This window comes from Glutamicibacter uratoxydans (assembly GCF_050753455.1).
Classification (GTDB): Bacteria; Actinomycetota; Actinomycetes; order Actinomycetales; family Micrococcaceae; genus Glutamicibacter; species Glutamicibacter uratoxydans_A.
In genome coordinates this window covers 3262662-3288307 of record NZ_CP192736.1, presented here as the reverse complement: position 1 = coordinate 3288307, position 25646 = coordinate 3262662, and the positions used below count along the sequence as shown (strand labels likewise).

Sequence of the window (25646 nt, the reverse complement as noted above, 5' to 3'; positions counted from 1 at the left end):
GAGTCGCTATACCGTTCATTGAGCGGCTCCCACGTCCCAACTTCGACCTTCCGAGGACAACCGATGAGTACCCAGATTCAGACCGTGCCCGCAGACCGTTTGGCTACGGCCCGGGCCCGTTTCGCACCCATCTTCCATAGCATTGCCGCCGGTTCGGTCGAACGCGATCGCAGCGGACAACTGCCCTATAACGAAATTCGCCAGCTGGCCGAAGCCGGATTCGGGGCACTGCGCGTCCCGGAATCCCACGGCGGAGCCGGCCTCAACTTGACCGAACTTTTCGAGCTGCTAACCGACCTGGCGACCGCCGATAGCAGTATTGCACAAGCCTTGCGCGCACACTTCGCCTTCGTAGAAGACCGATTGGTGGCAGCTTCCGGGGCCGATCGGGATCTGTGGTTAGAACGTTTTGCCCGCGGTGAGTTGGTCGGTAACTCGTGGACCGAAGTGGGATCGGTGAAGGTAGGTGAGGTGATTACCAAGGTCAGCCCCGATGGATCCGGTGGCTTTCGGATCAACGGCACCAAATACTATTCCACCGGCTCAATCTTTGCCGACTGGCTGGACACCTACGCCGAACGCACCGATACCGGACAGCGGATCATTGCCGCAGTGAGCCGCCACCAGCCCGGGGTTGAGCTGGCCGATGATTGGGATGGTTTCGGGCAGCGCACCACTGGCACCGGAACCTCCACCTTCACCGATGCGGTGGTGCACGCCCAGCATTTGATCGATTTCGACACTCGTTTCAAATATCAAACTGCGTTCTACCAACAGGTTCTGCTCACGGTGCTTGCCGGCAGTGCCCGTGCTGCAGAACGCGACTTTGCCGCCGAGCTCAAAGAACGTAAACGAACCTTTAGCCATGCCGCGGCCAATGTGGCCAGCGAGGATCCGCAGCTATTGCAGGTGATCGGCGAGGTTGCTTCGGCTGCCTTTGTTGCCAGTGCTGCTGTCCAACGGGTCTCCGGGGCCCTAGAATACGCTTTCCAAACAGCTTTGGGGCAGCACAATGGGCAGTACACAGCGGCCCAAGATGAAGCGGCAAACGATGCGGCCGAGCTAGCTTCGGCGCAGGCACAGGTAACGCTGACCCCGCTGGTACTCTCGGCCATTACCCATGCCTTTGACGCTTTGGCTGCCTCAGCCACTAGCAGCACCAAGAATCTGGATCGGCATTGGCGTAACGCCCGCACTGCCGGGAACCATAACCCGTGGGTGTTCAAGGCTCGGCTAATTGGGGATTTAGCGGTCAACGGCACCGAGCTGCCGCGTGTGTGGGCGATCGGGGCCGCTAAGTAGTTTGGGCGCTCAGCCCGTGCCTAAGTGACGAGAAGTGGGGATGGTGAAAAGCTGCGGTGGCGCTTTGACCAGCGCCACCGCACTCTCACACCCTCTTGAGATCAGAATTTCGCGAGTAATTGTCGCTGAGAGATGCCGTATCCCGTGGAGGAAAATAATCTAAGTTTCCTATGTGGTGTGGGGCGCGAGGCTGACCCTGCGTTCCAGCAGAGTTGTCTCTCCCGTGAATGCAACAACCCGAATCGCGATCAGCCTAGTTATCACGATCAGGTGCATCAATCCTGTGTTTCAAGGCGAGTTGGGGTGCTACGCGATGAACCGTTCAGCTAACAGTTGGTAAGCCTCTAACCTGTCCTCGGGATTGCTCACCAACGTATTGAGCATCAACTCATCGGCTCCGTGGGCTTCGGCCAAGGTGACTAGCTGAGCATGGACCTGTGACGGAGTTCCGACAATCAGAGCCCGACTCCGTTCTTGAGCGCGGGCGATTTCCTGCGGACTCCACCGGTAGTTAGCCGCCGTAGTGACCGATGGAACCGGGCCGTCATCTCCAAAGTCCTTGCGGACCCGCCAGAGCAGTAATGCCTGCGCCAACGCTTGGGCGTGTTCCTCGGTAGGGGCGGTGACAAAACGAACTGCTAATACGGTGTGCGGGGTGTGCCCGCTGCGTGTGGCCGCTTCGCGATAAGCAGCGGTGGCAGCTTCACCACCGCTAGGACGCAAGAAGTGGCCGTGTACGTATCCGGCGCCCAAGGTTCCCGGCAGCGGGGCCGAGGAACCACCCGCACCCAGCACCCACACCCGCCCGGCGGGTTCGTTTGCTGACGCTTCATGTACCGTGCCTAGCTCTTGCACCAAGGAAGCGACCTTTGTCGCGTAGTCGGGGTCATTGAGCGAAGCTCGTCCCAGCCCGGTGTCCACCCGGTCAGGATGGACCATGGCGAGCAGCCCCATTACCTCCAAAACCTTCTGCGCCGAATAGTAAGGCAGCAGAATGGCGCCGGTACCAATACGGATGCGCTGGGTGCGCTCGAGCGCCAGAGCCGTCATCATCTCAGGAGCGGGGCTGGCGAAAGACCGTGAATGGTGGTGTTCGGCGTACCAAATCCGGTGGTATCCAAGCTCGTCGGCTTGCTGTGCCAAGGACAGACCACTGGACAGTGCGGCGGCCCGGGTGGGGGCATGCTCGGTGAGTGGAACCTGATCAAGGATGGATACTCTCATGCCGACTGCTCCGCTACAGATAAGTGCCCGGGAAGCCAGCAGCGCATGGTGAGGTCCTTTCACAGAAGATGGGGTTCGTGGCCGAGTTTACCTGCCGGGCTGCAGTCCAACCGCATCCGTTCGGGCAGATGACCCGGCCCCGCATCGCTCCGAGACTAGGTGCACTGCGCGCCGTCATTAACCACGATGGCCTGGGTTCTACGCAGAGTTATCTGCGTAGAACCTAGGCCATTGATTTGGCTCCTTAACTCAAAACCATGCCACCATCTACCGTGATGACTTGACCGGTCAGGTAGTCAGCGCCGCTGCTAGCCAAAAACAGAACGGTAGGAACTAAATCCTGCGGTACCGCTACGCGGCCGACCAGAATCTGCTTCGCATAGTTCTGCATTTTCAGCTGTCGGCTGGCATCATCCTGCTGGATACCTTCCCACAGCTGGGTGTCGACGATTCCCGGAGCGAAACCGGTGACTCGAATATTATGCGGAGCCAACGCGCGGGCTCCTGACTGGATCAGCGAAGAGACCGCTGATTTACTGGCCGCATACGGGGCGAAGTTCGGGCTCGCGTTCTTGGCCGTGATCGAGGTGGTATTGATAATGCGTCCACCAGCACCCTGGGCGATAAAAACCTTCGCTGCCTCCTGCATGCAGATCAGTACACCCAGACCGTTAACGGTCATCGTTCGGTTCCAATCGGCCTCGGTTGCCTCCAAGAAAGGCACCTCTCCGGAGACGCCAGCATTATTCACGATCGTATGTAACGGACCGAACACTTCGACAACCTCGGCGATTGCATGAGCGACACTTGCTCGGTCAGTTACATCAATCTGGGCTGGATGGGCTTGCCCGCCAGCTTGTCGAATTTTCTCTACGACCTGTTGTGCGGATTGCAGATTAATATCTGCCACACCCACACGGGCCCCATGTTCAGCTAGACCCGTGGCCAGCGCGGCACCGATGCCACTTCCTGCACCGGTGACAAAGATCGTGCGTTCGTTCAATGAATCCATTCCAAGTCCTGACTTATTCGACGGTGATGTTGTACTGCTTCATGACCTGCACCGTGGAAGCGGACTTCTCTTGCAACAGGGTGTACCAGTTTGCTGCGTCTTCCTCGGAAAGCAGCGGCATGTAGTTATCTTCGGACAGCTTGGTGAAGCTTTCGGATACACGTGCGGTGTTGGTGGCCTCCTTCAAAGTGGAGACAATAGCTTCATCGGTTCCGGTAGGAACCGCGATGCCATACATGGTCAGGGTCTGGTTATCTACCGGAAGACCGGCTTCTTCAAAGGTGGGTGCATCCGGTAGATAATCAAGGCGCTCACCGTCGGCGGTGAGCACGGCCAGCACGCGCAGATCATCATTCTTGATGTACGGCATAACGGCCTGCGCATCGAGCATGGCAACATCGGTCTGCCCGCCGATCATGGCTTGAGCTGCCGGTGCGGCACCGTCGAAGGGAATGGCGGTGGCGTCTAGACCCAGATCACCAAAGATCGCTGCCTGATTTACATGGGTTGGATTAGCCCAGCCGGTCACCGCGTAGTTCAGCTTGCCGGCCTTCCTCAGGCCCTCGACGTTGGTAATTTCGGAGCTGGAAGGGACCACGATCAAATACGGCTGGGTGAACACGCCACCAACTGCGTCAAAGCTTTCGAAGCTGTACGGGGTGGTGCGCTTGACTGATTGCACGAAAGAATCGTCGGTGGAGAAGACCATGGTGTAGCCATCGGCTTTAGCGCTGGCGGCCTCGGATAGTCCGGTGATCCCTGAGGCACCAGGCCGGTTTTCCACGATGACCGTGGTATCCAGTTCTTTTTCCATTTCCGTGGCTAGGGCACGGGCGGAAATGTCGGTGGGGCCGCCGGCCGCATAGGGCACCAGCATGGTGATATCACGAGTGGGGAAGTCAGCGTCAGCGCCGCCTGCGGAGCTGGAACCGCCACAGGCAGCCAGAGTCGTGGCCAATGTCAATGAGCCGAGGGCCGCAGCCCAGCGAATGATGTTCTTTTTCATGAGATTCCTAATGGTTAAGAGAGTGGAACAAAAATACGGAGGCAGAAACTAGCGTGAAGTATCGGACTTCTGTGGGGTGTCCTTGGCCCCTTCCGCAGTGGCGGCTGCGGGGTTCTGTGTGGTCACTTCCTGAGCTTCGGCAAGGTCTGCGGCGGTGGAGTTAGGATCCAGCCCCTGACCGGTCAGCACGCCACTATTGTTCTTGCGAAGTCGTAGCAGCAGTGGCAGCAGGACGATCAATGCCAACACGATCACTAAGATCAATGAGACTGGACGATCTACGAAAATCGTGGCTGAACCTTGGCTCATCAGCATGGACTGTCGGAAGGAAGTTTCTAGCGTTGGTCCTAGCACGATGGCCAAGGCCATCGGCCCCGGGTCGAAACCTGCCTTGCGCATCAGATAACCGATGATTCCGAAGACCAGCATGGTCCACATATCGAAGGTGCTATTGGACACCGAGTACACGCCGACCATGGTGACGATCAAGATGACACTGGAGAGAATTCCAATGCGAACCTTGACCAGGTTTACGAAGACACCCACCAACGGCATGCTCAGCACCAGCAACATCAGGTTCCCTACCAGCATCGAGGCCAGCACACCCCAGAAGACTCCCGGATGCTCGTTGACCAAGGAAGGGCCGGGGGTAACACCTTGAATCAATAGGGCGCCGTAGATCAGGGCTAGCACCACGTTTGACGGGATACCCAAGGACAGCAGCGGTAGGAACGAAGAGGTGGAGCCGGCATTGTTGGCGGTCTCGGGGCCCGCCACACCGGCAATTGCGCCCTTGCCGAATTCTTCGGGATGTTTGGACAGCTTCTTCTCGGTGGCGTAAGAAGCCAGTGAGGAGACTACGCCACCACCGCCAGGTAGAAGCCCCAGAAAGAAGCCTATAACCGACCCTCGGGCGATAGCACCACTGGAATCCTTGAGATCCTTCTTGGTGGGCAACACCCGACCAATCTTTCCCTTGATCTTGGCTCCGGTTGCCTTTTGCTCCAGGTCATAGAGCACATCGCCGATACCGTACAAGCCCATGGCTACCGCCACAAAGTCGATCCCGCGCAGCAGCTCCGGATTACCGCCGGTGAAGCGTGCTACCCCGGTGACCGCGTCGATACCAACGGTGGCGACCAGCAATCCGAAGCACACCACGATTAGGTTCTTCAGCCGGTTGGATTCGCCCAAGGTAGCGACCATTAACAGTCCGACTAAAGCGAACAAGGTGTATTCCGGTGGGCCGAGCTTCACTGCGAATGCCGCGACAATGGGGGAGAGGAAAATCAATCCGAAGGTGGCAACCACACCACCGGCAAAGGACCCGATAGCAGAGATTCCCAGTGCCGGTCCGGCCCGTCCACGCAACGCCATTTGATGGCCGTCATAGACGGTCACAACACTGGCTGCTTCGCCCGGAAGCCGCAATAGCACCGAGGTGATAGTGCCACCGTAGTACGCACCATAGTAAATACCAGCCAGCATCACGATGGCGGACTCAGTCGGAATCACATAAGTCAGCGGGAGCATCAAGGCGATCGTTGGGGCCGGCCCCAAGCCGGGCAAAATACCCACAATCATGCCCACAACTACGCCGATGAAAACGTAGAGCAGGTTCAATGGGTCCAAAGCGACCATGAACCCGTCGAATACGGCAGAGAAATCCATGTCTAGAGACCCTTTCCGGAAAGCAAATTGACCACTGGGTCATATGGCATTGGGACGGCCAGCAGGATGCTGAATATGGTGACGAAAAGTGCGGTCTGCGCCAGCGAATACCAGAGCGTGAAACGCCATGGTTCCTTGGCCATCCAACGCAGCCAAGCGATGCTTACCAGCAGTGTCGCCAGACTAAATCCGACTGACTCGAAAAGCAGGATGTAGGCGATCATCAGCCCGAAACCGGCCACGATGATCCAGCTGCGTTTGCTAAAGGGCTCATAATCGGTGCCGACGCGTTCAGTGAAGAACAAAGCGACTGCGGCAAGACAGAGACCAAGACCCACCAAGAATGGCCATGCCCCAGCACGCGGCTGAGCCATAGTTCCTAAACCGAGGCTGAAGCCGTAAAAGGTGCAGCCTGCGCCGAGTAACGCGATCGCCATGGTGGAGATCTTGTACGTCGCAAACCTTCGCCCCATTGCATTGTTATGTGACATGGGTGACACATTATTATTAATTCATTACAACGTCAACTGAATAATGTAACGGAAGTGTTCTGTAGGATAAATTCATGCCTCATGACAATAAGAGCTCGTTGGTTGACTCGACGATCGCTGCGATTAGACGCGATATCCTCACTGGCCAGTGGAAGCCTGGTGAACGCCTACCGCTGGTTCCATTGGCTAAGCGCTATGAAACGAGCACTACGGTGGTACGTGAGTCGCTAATGCAGATGTCCAGTGATTTTCTGGTGATCAACGAGGCTAAGCAGGGGTTTTCGGTGCCTTATTTATCGTTGCCCGAACTATCAGATCTCAATCGGGTGCGTTGCCATTCCGAAGAGCTGGCGTTACGTTTGTCCCTTGAGCGCGGGGATCTGATGTGGGAGTCCACCGTGGTGGCTGCGCAGCACCGGCTCAAGCACACCGAACGTTTCGGGCCGGGAGACCAGCGAGGGATATCCGATACCTGGCTGGAGGGGGCAAAGGAATTCCACCGACTATTGATTTCCGCTGCGGGCATCCCGGTCTTAGAAAAGCTGGCTGACGCCCTTGAAGACGCCACGTCACTCTATCGACTGTGGTCGAATACGATGCCGGATCACGAAACCCAGTATTTGGTGGATGAGCATGATCCGATCGTGGAGGCGGTCATCGCCCGCGATGCTGATACCGCGGTACGGCTATTGGCCGAGCACTACAATTCTTCGGTGGATCTCATTCTGCAGGCTGGATTGCGGCCTGAAGCGATCGACCCAACAAAGAGCAAAAGCGGTGACTAGCTAGCGGCTACGCGGCAGTATCTACCAGTGGCGTGTGCATGTGAGAGCGCCGCATGCGTGGAAGGAAAATTAAACTGATTGCTGCTGCAAAGCAGAGGACAGCCGCCACGATCCAGGCGACTAAGTAACTTCCAGACATGTCGCGGAAGAGCCCTGCGGTCAACGCTCCGGTACCAGCCCCGATCATATGGAAGGCGAAAACCCAGCCGAAGATGACGGTGGCTTGCTGTGGGCCGAAGTACTGATTACATAGGGCCACCGTCGGCGGGACTGTAGCCACCCAATCTAGCCCGTAAAAAATAATAAAGATCCACATCATCGGTTGAATATCCGGACCCAGTAGCGTGTGCAGGGTCAGTAGCGACATCCCGCGCAGTGCGTAATACACAGCTAAGAGAATCCAAGGGCGAACCCGATCGGTGAGCCAGCCCGAGGCCATGGTCCCGATAATGTCGAAAATTCCGATCAAAGCCAGTAGGCCTGAAGCCGTTGTAGCGGGCATCCCGTGGTCATGTGCTGCGGGGATGAAGTGAGTTTGGATCAAGCCGTTGGTGGACCAACCGCACACCCAAAAGGTCATGGCTAAGACCCAAAAAGCGGGGTAGCGCATAGCTCGGATGAGCGATGAAAGGGTTGCTGCGATGGCACCCTGAGTAGGTTTGAAATTGACCGGAGCCGGTGCCTCTTCGGTGAGGGTTGCACCGAAGGGCGTGGTCTTAGCTTCCTGCGGAGAGTTGGAAAAAGGCCAAATGAGTAACGGGATCACCAGCAGGGCACAGGCCGCCACGGTGAGCGAAGCAACCCGCCACTCGGTGGCCTCAATGATGAAGACGATACTCGGTAGGAAGACCAGTTGGCCAGCCGCGTTTGCTCCGGAGAAGAGCCCCATCACCAGCCCACGATGCTTGGTAAACCAGCGATTGGCTACGGCTGCTCCGAATACTAAGGCCATCGCACCGGTGCCAAGACCGACCAGTCCACCCCACAGCAACCACAAGTGCCACAGCTCGGTGATCAGTACGGCTAATCCGGCACCGGTCGAAACCAGCAGTAGGGCACCGATGGCCACCTTGCGCATGGAGAATCTTTCGATCAACGTTGCGGCGAAGGGGGCGACCAACCCGTAGATCGCCAGGTTGATCATTACTGCGGCAGATAGCCCGGTCCGGTCCCAGGAAAATTCGTTTTCCAGTGGCGCGAAAAAGGCGCCGGTGGTGGAGCGGAACGCTGCGGTGGCGATTAGGGCCATGGCCGTCACTGCGGCAACCAACCATGCCCGATGGATCTTCGGGGTGGTGCCACGATTTTGCATCTTTCCCATCGCCGCTACGTCCCGCATATATTCGTCCTTCAGCACAGGTTTTTCCGCTACCGAGACTAAGGTTTTCACGCGTGCGCGGTCGGGCGAAATTCTATGACTTGCCCGTGAAAAACGCCGCTTGGCTCGATGGTGGCAAACCGCAGCTTTGCTGTACCGAAAATTTCCCATGACTACTGCCCAAGACGGTACAAGGGGCGTACTCTGAAGGTCTGGGGTGGATTATCCGAATCGTTCGATTGAGGAGATGGTCAGCCATGGGTGCTGACACCAGATTCAGAATGCCGTTCAATTATGTGCAAGTGCTCATTGCTGCATTCGGAGCAGCGTCGATTTGTACATTTATCTACTTCGTTGCCGGTGCCGCCGGTGCCTCGATGGACTTCTCCGGGGGATTGTTCCGGCATCTGGACTTCATTCAGGTCATCAGATTCACGGTCGCACCGATTGCCTTGCTCGGTTTGCTGACCTGGGTGATTGGCCGGGCCCGCCCGGGATTCTGCAAAATTGCTCAGTGGTTCGGTGTGGCTGTGGTGGTGCTGTCGATTATCAACCCGATCATATTTGCCACAGACCTTGCCAGCGGAATCGCCTTAGCACTCATGCACCTGATCGTGGGTGCCTCGTGGTATCTGGCGGTGAACTATTCGAACCGCAAATATCACGACATGGCTGAATCGCAAACCTAAGAAGTAACTGAATATCCGTATCGTGGGAGTTTAATACCATCCATCTAGTGACATGGTTCACTTTCGCTGTTAGTCTCTGAGGAAGCTCTCGGTGAGTGAGGTTGTGTGCCCACCGAGAATATTGTTCGTTTGACGCTACCGGAGGATCTCGTGGGTGGTTCGGTTGCATGGGCCAAGGGGCAGATCGCCCACGGAGCTTAGGCTGGCCCGCGCAGTGCGCTGGCCAGCGGTTGCTGGTCTTCTTCTGCAGCATGCTCGGCCGCCTTCTTTCGGTGTGCCGCCGTCGACCGTTCATTTCTCATCTGGCTTCCCTGGTGACAGGGAAGTAGGAGGCCCCCGGCATGGAAGCCACCAATACCCCGGAACCCCGCTGCCTTATCAGTGTTAATGGCACGCAACGTGAATTTACCGGCCCGCCCCACACCAACGCCCTGGACTTTTTGCGCAGTTCCGGACTAACCGCAAGCAAGGAAGGCTGCGCTGAGGGGGAATGTGGCGCTTGCTCGATCTTAGTGGCGCGTGAAGATGCCAACGGTACACGCTGGACCGCGCTGAACTCTTGTCTGCTACCCGCTGCTGCGCTCGACGGTCAAGAAGTTATCACTGCCGAAGGGTTGGGGCACGATGCTGAACTGCACGCGGTCCAAGAACAAATGGCTGCAGGTGGGGGATCGCAATGTGGCTACTGCACGCCCGGGTTCATCTGCAGTATGGCCGCCGAATACTATCGACCCGAACGCACTGCCCCAAGCGCTGGCAAAGCAGAAGCCGATCACCAGTGCGGTCCCAACGGTTTCGACTTACATTCGTTGTCCGGGAACCTGTGTCGCTGCACCGGCTACCGGCCGATCCGTGATGCTGCTTTTGCCCTGGGCGACCCTGCGACCGAAGATCCGCTGGCCGCGCGCCGCGAGCAACCCGCACCGCAGGCGGTGGCTACCGACATTACCCGGCCCGATACTCCTAATGGAGAGATCGGTCGGTACCGGAGGCCGGCGAACCTGAGCGAGGCTTTGCGTATTTTGGAGACAGAACCCGAGGTGGTGCTGCTTTCCGGGAGCACCGACTGGGGAGTGGATGTCAACCTCAAGGGCGCGCGGGCTAAATCGGTGCTAGCGATCGACCGGTTGAGCGAACTGCGGCAGCTGCACAACACAGACACTCACATTGAGATCGGTGCGGCGTGCACGTTGAGCGAACTTGAACGGAATCTTGCTGGACGGATACCTTTGCTGGGCAAACTCTTTGGCCAATTTGCCTCACGGCTCATTCGCAATAGTGCCACCATCGGTGGCAACCTTGGCACCGGCTCCCCCATTGGAGATACCCCTCCAGCGCTTTTGGCCTTGGACGCCGAACTGCTACTCGCCTCAAACTCGGGGTCTCGCTATGTTCGGCTATCCGAGTACTTCACCGGGTACCGGCAAACCGTCAGGCAACCCGATGAACTCATCGCTGCGATTCGCATTCCACTCCCGCTGGCGAAACTGACTTCTTTCCAAAAAATTGCCAAACGACGCTTCGATGACATCTCTAGCGTGGCCATTGGCTATGCGGTCACTGTTCACGACGGGCACATCACCCAAGCTCGAATCGGACTAGGCGGGGTCGCCGCCACCCCGATTCGCGCGTTGGCTACCGAGGCGGCGCTGGCCGGTAAGGAATGGAATCTTTCAACAGTCCGTGACGCCGCCGCGGTGATGGCCGATGAGGGAACACCGATGGATGATCACCGGGCTAGTGCGCGCTACCGTCAGGCCATGCTCGCCTCCTCATTAGAGCGTTTCTACGCCGAGCAATTAACACCCCCAGAATGGATGAAGGCGGAGACCAAATGAGTACGCTGTCCCAACGCCCGGCCCACGCTGTGGTGGGAAAACCACAACCGCATGAATCTGCCGTGGCCCATGTGACCGGTAGCGCCCGGTATACCGACGACCTGTACTTACAGATGCGTGGAGTGCTGCACGCCTACCCATTACAAGCAACCCACGCCCACGCACGCATCATGCGGATGCAGACCTCGGCCGCATACCGAATGCCCGGGGTAGTCAAGGTGCTGACAGCTACCGACATTCCCGGCATTAATGATCAGGGGGCCAAACACGACGAACCGATGCTGCCCGAGGACGAAGTCATGTTCTATGGGCAGCCGGTGGCCTGGGTACTTGGCGAGAGCCTCGAAGCAGCCAAAGCTGGTGCCGCGGCGATCGAGGTGGATTATGAGCCGCTCGACTCGCTGATTACCTTGACCGAAGCTATCGCCGCAGAAAGTTTTCACGGCATTCAGCCAGTAATCGACAAGGGAGATTGCGCTAGCGCCTTTGCCGATGCCACACAGGTCTTTACCGGGGAATTCGAATTCTCTGGACAAGAACACTTCTATCTAGAAACTCAGAATTCGCTGGCGATGCTGGATGAAAGCGGTCAGCTGCTGATCCACTCCTCGACCCAACATCCCACCGAGACCCAAGATATTGTTGCCCAGGTTTTAGGGATTCCTGCCCATCAAATTACCGTCCAAGTACTGCGCATGGGCGGAGCCTTTGGCGGAAAAGAAATGCAATCTCATGGTTATGCGGCTGTGGCCGGACTGGGTGCGTTACTCACCGGTCGACCGGTAAGAGTGCGACTTGATCGAACCCTAGATATGACCATGACCGGTAAACGCCATGGATTCCACGCCAAGTGGCAAATTGGGTTTGATGAGCACGGCAGGATCCTGGCGTTGGAGGCGACCCTGACCGCAGATGGCGGGTGGAGTTTAGACCTGTCCGAACCAGTCTTAACCCGGGCGCTGTGCCACATCGATAACGGATACTGGATCCCCAATATTAAAGTGCAGGGGCGGGTCGCCAAATGCCATAAGACCTCTCAGACCGCATTCCGTGGATTCGGCGGACCACAGGGGATGCTGGTGATGGAGGACATTCTCGGCCGGGTGGCACCGAAACTGGGAATCAGCGCGCGCGAGCTGCGCCGCCGTAACTTTTACACTCGGGGGCAAGACACCCCGTATTACCAGCCGGTGCGACATGCTGACCGTTTGGCGGCAGCGTGGCAGCAGGTACTGGACCAAGCGGACGTTCCACACCGCGAAGCACAAATCGAGGAGTTCAATGCCGCACAGGACTATTGCAAGCGGGCGTTGGCGCTCACTCCAGTAAAATTCGGGATCTCCTTTAACCTCACCGCGTTTAACCAGGGTGGGGCCTTGGTCATGGTCTACAAGGATGGTTCGGTGCTGGTCAACCACGGTGGCACCGAGATGGGGCAGGGGCTGCACACCAAGATGTTGCAAGTCGCGGCAACCACGCTGGGCGTGGAGATGAGCACCGTGCGGATCGCCCCGACCCGTACCGATAAGGTGCCGAACACTTCGGCTACCGCAGCCAGCTCCGGTAGCGACCTCAACGGTGGGGCGGTGAAGGATGCCTGCGAACAAATCCGGGCCCGCTTGGCACAAGTCGCCGCGGGTAAATTGGCAGTGCCCGCTCATGAGGTGCGGTTCAGCCGCGGGGTGGTCAGTGACCTGAGTGGCCGGCAGCAGATTGGTTGGTCTGAGCTGGTCAACGCCGCCTATTTTCAACGAGTGCAACTCTCAGCGGCGGGATTCTATCGCACCGAGGGTTTGCACTGGGACCTGTCGCGCATGACCGGTTCCCCTTTCAAATATTTTGCTTATGGAGTCGCTGCCAGTGAAGTGGAAGTCAGTCGGTTCGACGGCTCCTATACGTTACGCCGGGTGGATATCGTCCACGATGTGGGAGATTCACTCTCCCCACTGATCGATGTGGGACAGATCGAGGGCGGGTTCGTGCAAGGCGCTGGCTGGATGACCTTGGAAGACCTGCGCTGGGACACCAGTGACAAACCCACGAGGGGAAGGGTGCTCACCCAAGCGGCGAGTACCTATAAGATCCCCAGCTTCTCCGAGATGCCAGAACAGTTCAACGTCACCCTGTTGGATAAGGCCCACGAGGAGGGCGCCGTCTATGGTTCGAAAGCGGTGGGTGAGCCGCCGTTGATGCTCGCGTTCTCGGTACGTGAGGCCCTACGTCAGGCGGTGGCCGCCTTTGGCGCCCATGGTACGAGCGTGGAGTTGAACTCCCCGGCAACACCCGAAGCGGTTTACTGGGCAATCGAGCAAGCGCGTGCCGGGGGTGGACGGCTATGACGTGGATCGATACGGTGCAATGGCTCAGGATGCAACGCATCCCCGCCGTTCTGATCACCGTGACGGAAGTACGCGGTCACGCCCCGCGCCGGGCCGGAACCAAAATGGTGGTCAGCCCCAACGAGGTCTTTGAAACCATCGGTGGCGGCAACCTAGAAATGACCGCGATCAATCGGGCACGGGAAATGCTCATCTCGGCCGCCGCTGAGCCGCAGAGCCTGCAGTTGCGGCTCAATGAGAAAGCCCCGGCAGAATATGGTCGGCAATGTTGTGGGGGAGAAGTGACGATCCTGTGTGAACCATTGCCCGTGGCCCCAACGGTCGCCATTTTTGGGGTCGGGCATGTGGGGATGGAATTAGCCAGAATCCTGTCTCGCCACGATCTGGAGCTATACCTCAGTGATTCGCGAGAAGAGCAACTCAGTGCAGCCCAGCTGCTCCAGCCGGCGGTGGCGCAAATCCACACCCGCCAGGCCATAGTCGGTGAGGAGGTACTCAGCCGGTTACCGGCTGACACACACGTGCTAATCATGACCCATGATCACGCCGAAGACTTTCACCTGTGTGATGCCGCGCTGCGCCACCCCAACCTCGGTTCGGTCGGTCTGATTGGTTCCAACGCCAAATGGCAGAGGTTTCGCAAGAACTTGGCGGCCTCGGGCCACGAACCGGAAGCGATCGAACGCATCGATTGCCCCATCGGTGATCCTGACATCATCGGCAAGGAACCAGCCGTAATCGCGCTAAGTGTGGCTGCCGAGCTGTTCAAGAAAATGGCTCGGGTGACAGTTCCGCAGCGCTAAGCACGCTTCGCTGAACCTGCAGCGGAGCACAGTACCAGTACCCAATCAATCACCGTCGAAAACCACCAGAGGGTTCGTCTGAACCCAACCGGAGGAATTCGTGCACCCAAAATGACAAGGAGGTCATCCGTGAGTGCGAATACAACACCTGCTTTTAAAGGCCGGCCGGAAGACGAGAAATTACCGCTGGGTCGATCTTTGGCCTATGGATTACAACATGTGCTGACGATGTATGGAGGAATTATTGCCCCACCCCTGATCGTGGGAGGCGCCGCCGGGCTAAGCCCCGCCGATCAGGGGATGCTCGTGGCCAGTTGCCTATTCATTGGTGGACTGGCCACCATCTTGCAAACCATTGGTATCCCGTTCTTTGGTGCACAGCTTCCATTGGTTCAAGGTGTTTCCTTTGCCTCGGTGGCCACGCTCGTGGCGATCGTCAATGGCGGCGGTGGTATGCCTGCGGTTTTCGGCGCGGTGCTGGTCGCTTCGCTGATTGGATTTCTCATTGCGCCCTTCTTCGCTCGAATCATCAGATTCTTTCCTTCGGTAGTGACCGGGGTGGTGATCACCATGATTGGGCTATCGCTGACTCCGGTAGCCGCGAACTGGGCGATGGGCGGGGACGCTGCTGCGGAGGACTACGGATCGTTGCAGAATATTGGGCTAGCCGCAGCGACCTTAGCGATCGTCCTCTTGCTCTCCAAAGTAGGTAACCCGGCGCTGTCCCGGCTGTCGATTCTCTTAGCGATTGTTGCTGGGACCGTGTTTGCCGCGCTGACCGGTATGGCCGACTTCTCCACGGTCTTCGACGGATCGTTCTTCGCGATCCCCACCCCGTTTGCGTTTGGCTGGCCAGTATTTGAAATCGGTGGCATTATCTCGATGACGATCGTGGTGTTAGTGACGCTGACCGAAACCACGGCAGATATTCTTGCAGTCGGTCAGATCGCCAAGACCAAAGTCGACTCCAAACGCATCGCCGATGGTTTACGGGCGGATATGGCCTCCTCCGTATTGGCCCCGGTATTCAATACCTTCACCCAAACGGCCTTCGCCCAGAACGTTGGGTTGGTGGCGATTACCGGTATTACCAGCCGGTTTGTGGTTGCCGCTGGTGGCGGGATTCTGGTGGTGTTGGGACTCCTGCCGGTCCTGGGCCGTGTAGTTGCTGCGGTGCCCGCCCCGGTTCTCGGTGGTGCCGGGATCGTGCTTTTCGGGACGGTGGCGGCCTCCGGTATCCGCACCCTAGCCGGTGTGAAATACGATGGCATGAATCTGGTGATCGTGGCCGCTTCCCTTGCCTTTGGATGTTTACCGATCGTCAGTGAAGGGATCTACAACAACTTCCCAAACTGGTTCGCCACCATCTTCTCTTCCGGAATTTCATCGGGCGCACTGATGGCCGTGCTCTTGAATATTCTGTTCAACGAAATAAAGTTCGGCAGCCCGGGCAAGAATGCTTCGGTCTTCGCTGCAGCCCCGCCCCGAATCGTGAAGCGTGAGCAGATTTGCGGTGTACTCGAGGGTGATCGCTATCAGGACGGCAAACTCATCGATGGTGAGGGCCAGGAAGTCCCGGTGGTCAGTGAGGAAGAGTTCGAACAAATCCAGACCGGACAGATTGACCTTGCCGACCTGCCTCCATACCGGGAAGGGGAGCAACGTAGCTAGAGACCCGCGGTCGTTGAGGTAGCGTGGTGGACAGATCTCGGCACGCGTGCAAAGGAGCAGAGCAGATGTTCAAGGGACTGTGTGCCTTCCCCCTAACGCCGCTGGTCGGCGAAAGCATTGACTTGGACGCGGTGGAGCAACTGGTCGCTCGTGCCTGCCATGCGGGTGTGCAGTCCATCGGTGCGTTAGGTTCCACTGGCAACTATGCGTACCTGAGTCGTGCCGAACGGCGTCAGGTTCTGCAGATCAGTGTCCAGGCCGCGGGCACTACCCCCGTTTTGGCCGGTGTAGGTGCGTTACGGGTTCGGGATGTACTGCTCGCTGTCGAAGACGCTCAGGAGGTCGGGGCCAAGGCACTGCTGCTGGCCCCGATGTCTTATCAGCGACTGACCGAACAGGAAGTTTTTGAACTCTACCGACACGTGGCCGAGCAGAGTTCGGTACCGGTCATTGTCTACGACAACCCGGGAACCACCGGATTCACTTTCTCCGATGAACTGCACGCACGGATCGCGCACCTCGATCATGTCACCGGGGTGAAGATCCCACCGCCAGCTCGGGGCACCGCGGTAGAACGCATCACGGATCTCCGCGCCCTATTGCCGGTAGAACACAGTATCGGTATCAGCGGTGACTGGATGGCAGCCGAAGCGCTCAGCGCCGGCTGCGATGTCTGGTATTCGGCGATTGCTGGTGTGCTTCCGGCCTGGGCATTAGAGCTGACGCAACGAGCACTGAGCAACGAGAACAGCGCAGCGCAACATGCTTCGGCGCGACTCGATGAGGTGTGGGAACTATTCCGTAGTCACGGCAGTTTACGCGTGGTTAGCGCGCTCGCCGAGGAACTCCGGTTGATATCTCAGGACACTCTTCCGCTGCCATTGCAGGGGGTGGATGAAGCAACACGTACGGTATTACGTTCTGCCATGGAACGGGCCGGCCTGTTTGACGAAGCTAGCTGAGCACAGCTGGAACCATCGGATCAGGGGTGCGGAATTCTCGCTCAAGCCGCGTCAGGGCGGGTCAGTTTCCCTGGGCGAGCCTTGGGATGACCGGCAAGGTTAACGCCGAAGCCCCACCGGTGCAGGTAGTCATTCCTTACCTGCAAAGGTGGGGCCGCGCGAGAAATTCTCAGTAATAGACTGCCAACGGTCCGTTAGGGCCGTCGATGACGCGCACCGGGGTGTCGAAGACCGCGCTGAGCACCTCATCACGCAAGATATGTTCGGGGGTACCAAACTCGACGACCTTGCCCTGCTTCATGGCGCAGATGTAGTCCGCGTAGTGTCCGGCAAAGTTAATATCATGCAGTACCACCACGATGGTGCGCCCCAGTTCACGAGCCGCCTGGGACAGATGCTTCATCATCTGTACCGAGTGCTTCATGTCCAGGTTGTTCAGGGGTTCATCCAACAGCACATATTCGGTGTCCTGAGCCAGCACCATGGCCACGTAGGCGCGCTGGCGCTGACCGCCGGAAAGCTGATCAAGGTACCGGTGTTCTAGTCCGTTCAGGTCCAAGAAATCGATCGACTGGGAGATGATGCGTTCATCTTCCGCGGTCAAACGGCCCTTAGAGTAAGGGAACCGACCAAAGCCCACCAGCTGACGCACGGTCAGGCGGGTGACGAAGTGGTTCTCCTGACGCAGGATCGAGACGATCTTGGCCAAGTCCTTCGACGCAGTGGAGGCAACATCGTAGCCGGCCACTTCAATGCTTCCTTCGTCCAGACCGAGTAGGCGCCCCACCATGGTGAGCATGGTGGACTTGCCTGCACCGTTGGGGCCCACAAGGGCGGTGATACCACCGGCTGGGATTTGCAGGGTCACCGGGCCGATCAGGACCTCGGAGGAGTATTTCTTGCGTACGTCCTTGAGCGTAATCACAGTCGACCCTTTCTGAGAACGAAGATGAGGAAGGCGGTACCGCCGACAAGTTCGATAATGATGCCCACCACGCCCTGGGCGTAGAAGACGTGCTTCATGATGAAGTAGGCGCCGCTGAGCACCACGAACCCGGTCAGGATCGACATTGGGAACACGTAGCGGTGATCATAGGTGTCGGCCAGCTGGTAGGAGAGCATCGCAGCCAGGAACCCGAAGAATGTCAGTGGGCCGATCAATGCGGTGGACACGGCGATCAGGATCGAGACGAAGAACAGTGTCTTCATCACCTCGCGGCGGTGATTGATCCCCAGGTTCATGGTGGTGTCGCGGCCCAAAGCCACCACGTTCAATCGTTTGGACGACCCAATCAGGAATGCCGAGGCGACAATCACCAGCGGGATGGCAATCGGGAAGTAGCTGGCATCGGCATTCGAGACCGAACCGAAAAGCCGTGCGGTGAGAATATCGAACTCACTGGGGGTGAGCATGCGCTGCATGAAAGAGGAGACCGAACCTAGTCCGGCACCGATGATGATGCCCACCAGCAGCATGATTTGAATATTGCCCAATTTGCCCGACAGTAGCCAACCATAGAGAGCCACCGACAGCGCCACCATAATGATGACCTGGAAAATAAACTGCGGTACACCCTGCATCGCCACTACGCCGCCGGCACCCAAGAGGAATACCGAAGCGGTCTGTACCGCAACGAAGAGCGAATCAAACCCCATAATCGACGGCGTGATGATTCGGTTATTGGTCACCGTCTGGAACGATACGGTTGCCACCGTCTGGGCGACCGCCACAATGGCCATGGTGAGCACCGCGGTGCCGCGAAGTTCGGCAATGCGCCAGAAGCCATCGGAACCCGGCGGCATGGGGTTATCCAGTGCCAGGAAACCGTAGGCGAAGCCCAATGAGGCAATAATCAACGCACCGAGTGTCACCCAGTAGCGGACGGCAACCTTCTTATTCGGCAAAGCGCCAGAACGACGCGATGGCGCGGGAAGGGCAATGTTGTTCTTCGTCATGAGCTCAGCCAATCTTACGCTGCCTTAGGAGCAGGAGAATAAAGATCGCCGCGCCCAGAATGCCTAGCACCAGAGAAACGGGGATTTCGAACGGCATGATGATGGTGCGTCCGATCAGGTCGCAGACGGTCACTACGCCCACTCCGAGCAGCACCACCCACGGCAGGTTGCTGCGTAGGTCATCGCCGCGGAACATGGAGACAATATTTGGCACGATCAACCCGAGGAAGGGTAGGTTGCCAACTACCACGGTGACTACACCGGTGGCGATGGCGATCAACCCGGTTCCCAGCAGCATGACCTGGCGGTAGTTCAAACCGACGTTGGTAGCAATTTCTTCGCCCAGCCCGGCCACGGTGAAACGGTCCGCGACGATGAAGATTGCGATACCCACCAGGGCGACCACCCACAGAATTTCGTACTGGCCGCGCAGTACCGAGGTGAAGGATCCGGCAAACCAGATACCCAATGATTGCAGCATGTCGGTCTGCAGGGCTAGGAAAGTGGACACCGCGCCAACCACCGCGCCGAGCATGATGCCGACAATCGGAACGGTCAGCGAGGCCTTTAGCGAGACTCGCTGCAGGAAGAGGAAGAAGATCATGGTGCCGATGAAGGCAAAGACCACCGCCACCGTCATCTTGGTAAGCAACCCGGCCTGTGGAGCCAGGATCATCACCGTCAGCAAGCCCAAGCCAGCCCATTCGGTGGTGCCGGTGGTGGTTGGTTCTACGAACCGGTTCTGCGTCAACAGCTGCATGACCAGACCACACATACTCATGGCTGCTCCGGCCAGAACTAGTGCGATGGTTCGAGGGATGCGGGTGATTGCGAACATCTCGCCGCCGTCCTCGGCGCCGAAGATGTCGTAAACCCCGGTAAAAAGAGAAACCACTAGCAAGATCGCCACAACGAGGAACCCAATGAGAAGCTTGGGGTCGAAGAGCTTACCTTTGCTGGCGGCTTTGGTCACTACGGTGTGCATGGTGTGGTCACAATTTCAATCGGTGCTAAACGCACGAACAGTGGTAAAACCAAATACCCTTGGTTCTACCACTGCACGCGGTACTGAAACTCGAGGCCTACTTGGCTTCGAAAGCGTCAGCGATGGAGTTGAGGAACTCGGTGTAGGTCTGGATGCCTTCGTTGGTGTAGGTGTCGGCTGGCATGTAGATGATGTTGCCTTCCTTCACTGCGTTGACGTTCTGCAGAGCTGCCGAGTTGGCCAGCAGTTCGTTAGCTGGCTTGTAGCCATCTTCGGCCGAAGCGGCTACTGCTGCGTCACGGTCCATGACCAGGATCCAGTCTGGGTTGGAATCGGCGATAGCTTCAACCGAAATGTCATCACCCTGGTGATCGGTCGAAGCACCGTCGACCTCAAGGGCAGGGGTCAAGCCCAGCAGGCCGAACAGTGGGCCTAGGGTACGGCCGGCACCTGGTGCGGCGTAGTTGATTTCGCCACCGGAGGTGATCACGGCCATGACCTTCTGGTCCGAGTTGTAGGCGGCCTTGGCGCGCCCGATGGCGCCATCCAGCTCTTCGTTCAGCTTGGTGGCTTCGTCCTGCTTGCCGAAGACCTCACCCAGAACGGTGGTGGTGCGCTTGAGCTCTTCATCCAGTGGCTTCTCGGCATCCCGGTCAACCTGAACAACTGCTGCTTCCGGTGCGAGCTTCTTGAAGTCTTCGCTGTACTGGGTGTAACGGCTACCAGTGATGATCAGATCTGGTTCTGCAGCAACAACGGCTTCCAGGTTTGGCTCGCGGTGGCTACCCAGGTCGATAATGTCCGCATTGTCCTTGTAGCTCACGGTGCTTGGCATCAGCGAAACCGCGCCAGCGGTCAGCTCAACGCCCCAGGAATCCAAGGTTTCGAAACTGTTGTTATCGGTGGCGACCACGGACTTGGGGTCGGTTGGAACGGTAACTTCGCCGACACTGTCGGTCACGGTGACGGTGGTTGCTTCGGCAGCAGGGGCTGAAGACTCGGAAGTTCCGCTAGCGTTCGAACCACAGGCGGTCAGGGACAGAGCGGCGATGCTCAGCAGCGCAGCGGCGCGCAATTTCATGGAAGCCATGATTTCCTTATCGTTCTGGGCAGCTTTCATAGCCGCCAGCCAGTTTGATCTAGTCTTAGCCTAACCTAAGCTGCGTCCGAAAGGCATTGTCAGATTTGTGTAATTCAAGTCACCCCGGCCTTAGATTTTCGTGAAGAACTGTGTTTTCTTGGGCGTTCTGCGCTGAGGGCAGGTATGGCTGGGCTAATTCGCGACGTAATTGTTAACTAAATTATCTCGCGCGGGGACTGGGGTCGCGGGCGTACTGGTGTGAACGGTCGTCGTGCGGTTACGGCCCTGGAAGTAGCGGGGTAGGTTGTGCGACCGAGCAATAGCCCGAACTTAGGGTGCGCCCCGATGAGGGGCCCTATTTTCCTGTGGCGGAATTCGTCGAGGCATCTCTATGGCTTTAGTGTTGCCAACTTATGCCCCGCTTCTTGCCGACCTTCACCTCGGCCTCGGGCGCCAATCTCGTAGTGTCGGGCTCAGGGTTGTGGGGTGCTGGCCGCTGAAGCCTTGACAGTGATCCACGTCTCCTCTTAGAGTTTTCATAAAGCAAAACCCAAATTCCACAATATGGAATATAAAAAAGCTTGTGAAGGTGACCAAAAATGACTTACACCCTGAACTGCTCGATTCTCTTGACCGAACTGCCACTGCTGGAACGCGCCGCAGCCGCTAAGGCCGCAGGCTTTGACAGCGTGGAATTCTGGTGGCCTTTCGCTGAGGCTGTTCCGGGTGATAAGCAGGTAGATCAGTTCGTCAACTCGCTGCGCGATGCCGGAGTGCAGCTTGATGGGCTGAACTTCTTCGCCGGAAACATGCCCGAAGGGGACCGCGGGTTGGTGTCATGGAAAGGACGCTGCTCGGAGTTCAAGGACAACGCCCAGGTGGTTGCCGCGATCGGTGAAGCTACCGGCTGCAAGTCCTTTAATGCTCTCTATGGCAACCGCATGGCCGAGTACACCGCCGCCGAGCAAGACGAACTGGCGTTGAAGAACTTGGTTGCCGCCACCGAAGCGGTAGCCCGTATCGATGGCACGGTGCTCATCGAACCGGTATCGGGTACCGAAGCTTATCCGCTGAAGACCGCGGACGATGCCTTGGACGTGGTTGCCAAGGTCAAGGCCGCAGGTCAGAACAATATCGCCCTGCTGGCTGACTTCTACCACTTGTTCGTCAACGGGGATGATGTTCCCGCCGTCATCGAATCCCATGCTAAAGACTTCGGGCACATTCAAATTGCCGATGCTCCGGGTCGCGGTGCACCGGGCACCGGTCGGCTACCTCTGCTCGCATGGATCGAACGCTCCCGCGAGCTGGGCTACACCGGAAAGGTGGCTCTGGAATACAAGCAGGAAGCCGCCACCGCCTTCCAGTGGCTAAATGCCACGGCCGCCCACGCATAAGTCATTTCCCGCCCGGCTCGGGCCACTAAACAAACTGGAGTAACCACCATGTCGCAGAACGTCGCATTCATCGGTTTGGGCATCATGGGTCTTCCCATGGCCAAGAATCTCGTCAACGCCGGTTTCAATGTCACCGGATATAACCGCAGCCCGGAAAAGGGTGCAGCGCTAGAAGCGTCCGGCGGACACGCGGCCAAGACCGTGGCCGAGGCAGTCAAGGGCGCGGATGTCATTATCACCATGGTCCCGGATTCGCCAGATGTTGAGGCCGTTGTTAGTGGCGAGGAAGGCGTTTTCGCCAACGCCAAATCGGGCGCGATTTGGATCGATAACTCCTCCATCCGTCCGGATGTTTCGGTCCGTCTGGCCGAAGTCGCCCGCCAGGCAGGGCTGCGTCCCCTCGACGCGCCGGTCTCCGGTGGTGAACAGGGTGCGATCGACGGGGTGCTGTCGATCATGGTCGGCGGTGAAGCGGCAGACTTCGCCGCGGCGAAACCCGTCCTAGAAGCCGTCGGTAAGACCATCGTTTTGGTGGGTCCGGCCGGTTCCGGACAGACCGTTAAGGCCGCCAACCAGCTAATTGTGGCTTCCAACATCCAGGCGCTCTCCGAAGCCGTGGTGTTCCTTGAAGCCTATGGTGTGGACACCGATTCCGCGCTGCAGGTTCTCAGCGGCGGGCTAGCCGGCTCCAAGGTGTTGGATCAAAAGGGACAAAAGATCCTCGACCGCGAATTCGGTCCAGGCTTCCGCCTCGCCCTGCACAACAAGGACATGGGCATCGTTACCTCAGCGGCCCGCGAAGCCGGCGTGATCCTCCCGCTTGGCTCCTTGGTCGCCCAACTCGTTGGCTCCACCGTAGCCAGCGGTGACGGGGCATTAGACCACTCCGGTCTCTTCCGCGGCGTACAGCGCCTGAGCGGTAAGAGCGAGTAGCGCCCCCACAAACTCCTGCGGTGGGCCGTATCTGAAAGTACGCAGTGGCCCGTGACCAAAACGTCGAACCGTGCCAGGGGGCCGGCGGCAAACGAGAACAGTGATTCCCTGATTCACTCGTTGGGCCAAGCGCCAGCAGTCAAAGGTCCCACGTGCTCATGGTAACGGTCGGTTGAGGTGTGATGAGCCAGGAAAGTCACGGGTCTACGTGATTGCTCCGTACCTCCAGAACACGGTTCCACCGCAGGTCCTAACTCAAATTCAGCTTTATATCCGGCCGATGTTCGGCCCAACACCCCATAAGAGGATGTGTGATTCCCATGCCAAAGATGCGCGCTGTTGATGCCATCGTTCTGATCCTGGAGAAGGAGGGCGCTACCGAGGCGTTCGGTCTGCCCGGAGCTGCCATTAATCCGCTGTACTCGGCAATGAAAACACATGGCGGGATCCGGCACACGCTGCACCGTCACGTCGAAGGCGCATCGCACGCCGCGGATGGCTACTCACGTGCTACCGGTAAGATCGGGCTGTGCCTAGGGACCTCGGGCCCGGCTGGAACCGACATGATCACTGGGCTATACGCGGCCATTGCCGATTCCATCCCAATGCTATGCATCACCGGGCAAGCTCCCACCAATGTGCTGCATAAGGAAGATTTCCAAGCGGTAGACATTGAGTCCATTGCCAAGCCGGTAACCAAATACGCCTCGACGGTGCTTGAACCCGGGCTAGTGCCTGGCACCTTTGCCAAAGCTTTCCAAATCATGCGATCTGGTCGGCCCGGACCGGCATTGATCGACCTGCCGATTAACGTTCAGTTGGCGGAAATTGAATTCGATATCGATGCCTATGAGCCACTGCCGGTGCTGAATCCACGAGCCAGTCGAGTACAGGCAGAAAAAGTCGTTGATCTGATCACTTCCGGTTCTAAACCAATCATCATTGCCGGCGGTGGTGTTATCAACGCCAACGCCAGTGAGAAGCTGGTGGAACTGGCCGAAGAGTTGAACATCCCGGTCTCCCCAACCCTGATGGGCTGGGGTGTGATTCCCGATGATCACCGTTTACAGTCGGGCATGGTGGGCATTCAAACTCACACCAAATATGGCAACGCGACGTTCTTGGAATCCGATGTGGTTCTTGGACTGGGTAACCGTTGGGCCAACCGGCATACCGGTGGACTCGGTACCTACCGCGGAAACCGTAAATTCATTCACGTGGATGTTGAACCAACACAGATCGGCCGGGTCTTCACCCCGGATTTGGGGATCGTTTCGGATGCCGGGCAGGCCATTGAGGCAATTCTTGAGGTGGTGCGTGAGCGTAAGACCGCTGGTACCTTGCCGGACTACTCGGCCTGGGCAGATTCGGCCACTGCGCGTAAGTCCACCGGGCATCGCAAGACGAACTTCGATAATGTGCCGATCAAACCGCAGCGCGTCTATCAGGAAATGAACGCCGCCTTCGGGCAGGATACGACGTATGTCTCCACCATCGGGTTGAGCCAAATAGCTGGTGCTCAGATGTTGCACGTGTACCAGCCACGTCATTGGATCAACGCTGGGCAGGCTGGCCCCTTGGGCTGGACCGGACCAGCGGCACTGGGCGTGGTGCGTGGCAAACCAGGCGCGAAAGTTGTGGCGCTGTCTGGGGACTACGACTTCCAGTTCATGATCGAAGAGCTCGCAGTGGGTGCGCAGTTCAAGCTGCCGTACATCCACGTGGTGGTCAACAACTCCTACTTGGGCCTGATTCGTCAGTCGCAGCGTCCATTTGAGATGGATTATCACGTCTCGTTGGGCTTCGATAACATCAACTCCCCGGAAACCAAGGGCTACGGAGTGGACCACGTCAAGGTAGCCGAAGGGCTCGGCTGCAAGGCCGTGCGGATCGAGGACCCGGCGGATCTGGCCCGCGGCTTTGCTGAAGCCAATCAGTTGGCTGAGGAACACCAAGTTCCGGTAGTTGTCGAAGTGATTTTGGAAAAGGTCACGAACATCGCGATGGGCGCTCAACTTGATGCCGTGAATGAATTTGAAGATCTGGCACTTAATGCTGCGGACGCTCCGACCGCATTGGTGCCGCTGGGGGCTGAGGCACTCAGCATCCGCTAGGCAGTCGTCACACTCACCTAGCCACATGACGTGGGGCCGGATGTGTGCACAATAGTCACATGCGCAATG

21 protein-coding genes are annotated in these 25646 nt (G+C 58.0%); 11 read left to right on the top strand and 10 right to left on the bottom strand.

Annotated elements, in window-relative coordinates:
- Nucleotides 1-63: 63 nt before the first annotated feature.
- On the top strand, nucleotides 64-1302 hold the full coding sequence (locus ACQQZ8_RS15000) for an acyl-CoA dehydrogenase family protein (RefSeq protein ID WP_431710605.1): 1239 nt from the start codon (nucleotides 64-66) through the stop codon (nucleotides 1300-1302).
- A gap of 306 nt (nucleotides 1303-1608) precedes the next feature.
- Here ACQQZ8_RS15000 and ACQQZ8_RS14995 read toward each other — a convergent pair whose 3' ends face one another.
- From ACQQZ8_RS14995 to ACQQZ8_RS14975, 5 genes are all read right to left on the bottom strand, one after another.
- Entirely contained in the window at nucleotides 1609-2526 is a 918-nt protein-coding gene (locus ACQQZ8_RS14995; RefSeq protein WP_431710604.1) for an LLM class flavin-dependent oxidoreductase, read from the bottom strand.
- A gap of 244 nt (nucleotides 2527-2770) precedes the next feature.
- Complete coding sequence (locus tag ACQQZ8_RS14990) at nucleotides 2771-3538, bottom strand: SDR family NAD(P)-dependent oxidoreductase (RefSeq protein WP_431710603.1); 768 nt, start codon at nucleotides 3536-3538, stop codon at nucleotides 2771-2773.
- A gap of 13 nt (nucleotides 3539-3551) precedes the next feature.
- Nucleotides 3552-4544: a Bug family tripartite tricarboxylate transporter substrate binding protein gene (locus ACQQZ8_RS14985; RefSeq protein WP_431710602.1), complete on the bottom strand. Its 993-nt coding sequence runs from the start codon at nucleotides 4542-4544 to the stop codon at nucleotides 3552-3554.
- Nucleotides 4545-4592: 48 nt separating this feature from the next.
- Nucleotides 4593-6215, bottom strand: coding sequence for a tripartite tricarboxylate transporter permease (locus ACQQZ8_RS14980; protein ID WP_431710601.1), 1623 nt, complete (start codon nucleotides 6213-6215; stop codon nucleotides 4593-4595).
- Nucleotides 6216-6217: 2 nt separating this feature from the next.
- Nucleotides 6218-6706 (bottom strand): tripartite tricarboxylate transporter TctB family protein, encoded by a 489-nt coding sequence (locus ACQQZ8_RS14975; RefSeq protein ID WP_431710600.1) that lies wholly within the window; start codon nucleotides 6704-6706, stop codon nucleotides 6218-6220.
- A gap of 74 nt (nucleotides 6707-6780) precedes the next feature.
- Between ACQQZ8_RS14975 and ACQQZ8_RS14970 the strand changes: the two genes are divergently transcribed.
- Nucleotides 6781-7491 carry a GntR family transcriptional regulator gene (locus ACQQZ8_RS14970; RefSeq protein ID WP_431710599.1) on the top strand — a complete coding sequence of 237 codons (711 nt, stop codon included), beginning with the start codon at nucleotides 6781-6783 and terminating at the stop codon, nucleotides 7489-7491.
- Between the two features lie 7 nt (nucleotides 7492-7498).
- On the opposite strand, the gene ACQQZ8_RS14965 is transcribed toward ACQQZ8_RS14970, so the two are convergent.
- Nucleotides 7499-8881 (bottom strand): MFS transporter, encoded by a 1383-nt coding sequence (locus ACQQZ8_RS14965; protein ID WP_431710598.1) that lies wholly within the window; start codon nucleotides 8879-8881, stop codon nucleotides 7499-7501.
- Between the two features lie 230 nt (nucleotides 8882-9111).
- Here ACQQZ8_RS14965 and ACQQZ8_RS14960 point away from each other — a divergent pair, with 230 nt between their 5' ends.
- The 6 genes from ACQQZ8_RS14960 (at nucleotide 9112) to ACQQZ8_RS14935 (ending at nucleotide 17111) form a co-directional block, all read left to right on the top strand.
- On the top strand, nucleotides 9112-9498 hold the full coding sequence (locus tag ACQQZ8_RS14960) for a DUF6069 family protein (RefSeq protein ID WP_431710597.1): 387 nt from the start codon (nucleotides 9112-9114) through the stop codon (nucleotides 9496-9498).
- Nucleotides 9499-9839: 341 nt separating this feature from the next.
- The gene (locus ACQQZ8_RS14955) at nucleotides 9840-11336 is read left to right on the top strand and encodes a xanthine dehydrogenase small subunit (RefSeq protein ID WP_431710596.1); all 1497 of its coding nucleotides are present in this window, start codon (nucleotides 9840-9842) and stop codon (nucleotides 11334-11336) included.
- Nucleotides 11333-13675 (top strand): xanthine dehydrogenase molybdopterin binding subunit, encoded by a 2343-nt coding sequence (gene xdhB / locus ACQQZ8_RS14950; RefSeq protein WP_431710595.1) that lies wholly within the window; start codon nucleotides 11333-11335, stop codon nucleotides 13673-13675. The genes ACQQZ8_RS14955 and xdhB overlap by 4 nt, the downstream gene beginning before the upstream one ends.
- On the top strand, nucleotides 13672-14478 hold the full coding sequence (gene xdhC, locus ACQQZ8_RS14945; protein ID WP_431710594.1) for a xanthine dehydrogenase accessory protein XdhC: 807 nt from the start codon (nucleotides 13672-13674) through the stop codon (nucleotides 14476-14478). The genes xdhB and xdhC overlap by 4 nt, the downstream gene beginning before the upstream one ends.
- Before the next feature lie 111 nt (nucleotides 14479-14589).
- Complete coding sequence (locus ACQQZ8_RS14940) at nucleotides 14590-16149, top strand: nucleobase:cation symporter-2 family protein (protein ID WP_431710593.1); 1560 nt, start codon at nucleotides 14590-14592, stop codon at nucleotides 16147-16149.
- A gap of 65 nt (nucleotides 16150-16214) precedes the next feature.
- Nucleotides 16215-17111 (top strand): dihydrodipicolinate synthase family protein, encoded by an 897-nt coding sequence (locus tag ACQQZ8_RS14935; protein WP_431710592.1) that lies wholly within the window; start codon nucleotides 16215-16217, stop codon nucleotides 17109-17111.
- A 169-nt stretch (nucleotides 17112-17280) separates the two neighbouring features.
- Here ACQQZ8_RS14935 and ACQQZ8_RS14930 read toward each other — a convergent pair whose 3' ends face one another.
- The 4 genes from ACQQZ8_RS14930 to ACQQZ8_RS14915 all read right to left on the bottom strand — a co-directional run bounded on the left by ACQQZ8_RS14930 (nucleotide 17281) and on the right by ACQQZ8_RS14915 (nucleotide 21142).
- Nucleotides 17281-18036 carry an iron ABC transporter ATP-binding protein gene (locus tag ACQQZ8_RS14930; RefSeq protein ID WP_431710591.1) on the bottom strand — a complete coding sequence of 252 codons (756 nt, stop codon included), beginning with the start codon at nucleotides 18034-18036 and terminating at the stop codon, nucleotides 17281-17283.
- Nucleotides 18033-19067 carry an iron chelate uptake ABC transporter family permease subunit gene (locus ACQQZ8_RS14925; protein ID WP_431710590.1) on the bottom strand — a complete coding sequence of 345 codons (1035 nt, stop codon included), beginning with the start codon at nucleotides 19065-19067 and terminating at the stop codon, nucleotides 18033-18035. Before ACQQZ8_RS14925 ends, ACQQZ8_RS14930 begins: the two co-directional genes overlap by 4 nt.
- Nucleotides 19068-19071: 4 nt before the next feature.
- Nucleotides 19072-20052 carry an ABC transporter permease gene (locus ACQQZ8_RS14920; RefSeq protein ID WP_431710589.1) on the bottom strand — a complete coding sequence of 327 codons (981 nt, stop codon included), beginning with the start codon at nucleotides 20050-20052 and terminating at the stop codon, nucleotides 19072-19074.
- 97 nt (nucleotides 20053-20149) lie between these two features.
- Entirely contained in the window at nucleotides 20150-21142 is a 993-nt protein-coding gene (locus ACQQZ8_RS14915; protein WP_431710588.1) for a siderophore ABC transporter substrate-binding protein, read from the bottom strand.
- A 590-nt stretch (nucleotides 21143-21732) separates the two neighbouring features.
- On the opposite strand from ACQQZ8_RS14915, the gene ACQQZ8_RS14910 reads away from it, so the two are divergent.
- From ACQQZ8_RS14910 to gcl, 3 genes are all read left to right on the top strand, one after another.
- Nucleotides 21733-22530 (top strand): hydroxypyruvate isomerase family protein, encoded by a 798-nt coding sequence (locus ACQQZ8_RS14910; protein ID WP_431710587.1) that lies wholly within the window; start codon nucleotides 21733-21735, stop codon nucleotides 22528-22530.
- A gap of 48 nt (nucleotides 22531-22578) precedes the next feature.
- On the top strand, nucleotides 22579-23463 hold the full coding sequence (locus ACQQZ8_RS14905) for a 2-hydroxy-3-oxopropionate reductase (protein WP_431710586.1): 885 nt from the start codon (nucleotides 22579-22581) through the stop codon (nucleotides 23461-23463).
- 320 nt (nucleotides 23464-23783) lie between these two features.
- Complete coding sequence (gene gcl, locus ACQQZ8_RS14900; RefSeq protein WP_431710585.1) at nucleotides 23784-25577, top strand: glyoxylate carboligase; 1794 nt, start codon at nucleotides 23784-23786, stop codon at nucleotides 25575-25577.
- The last annotated feature ends 69 nt before the right edge of the window (nucleotides 25578-25646 follow it).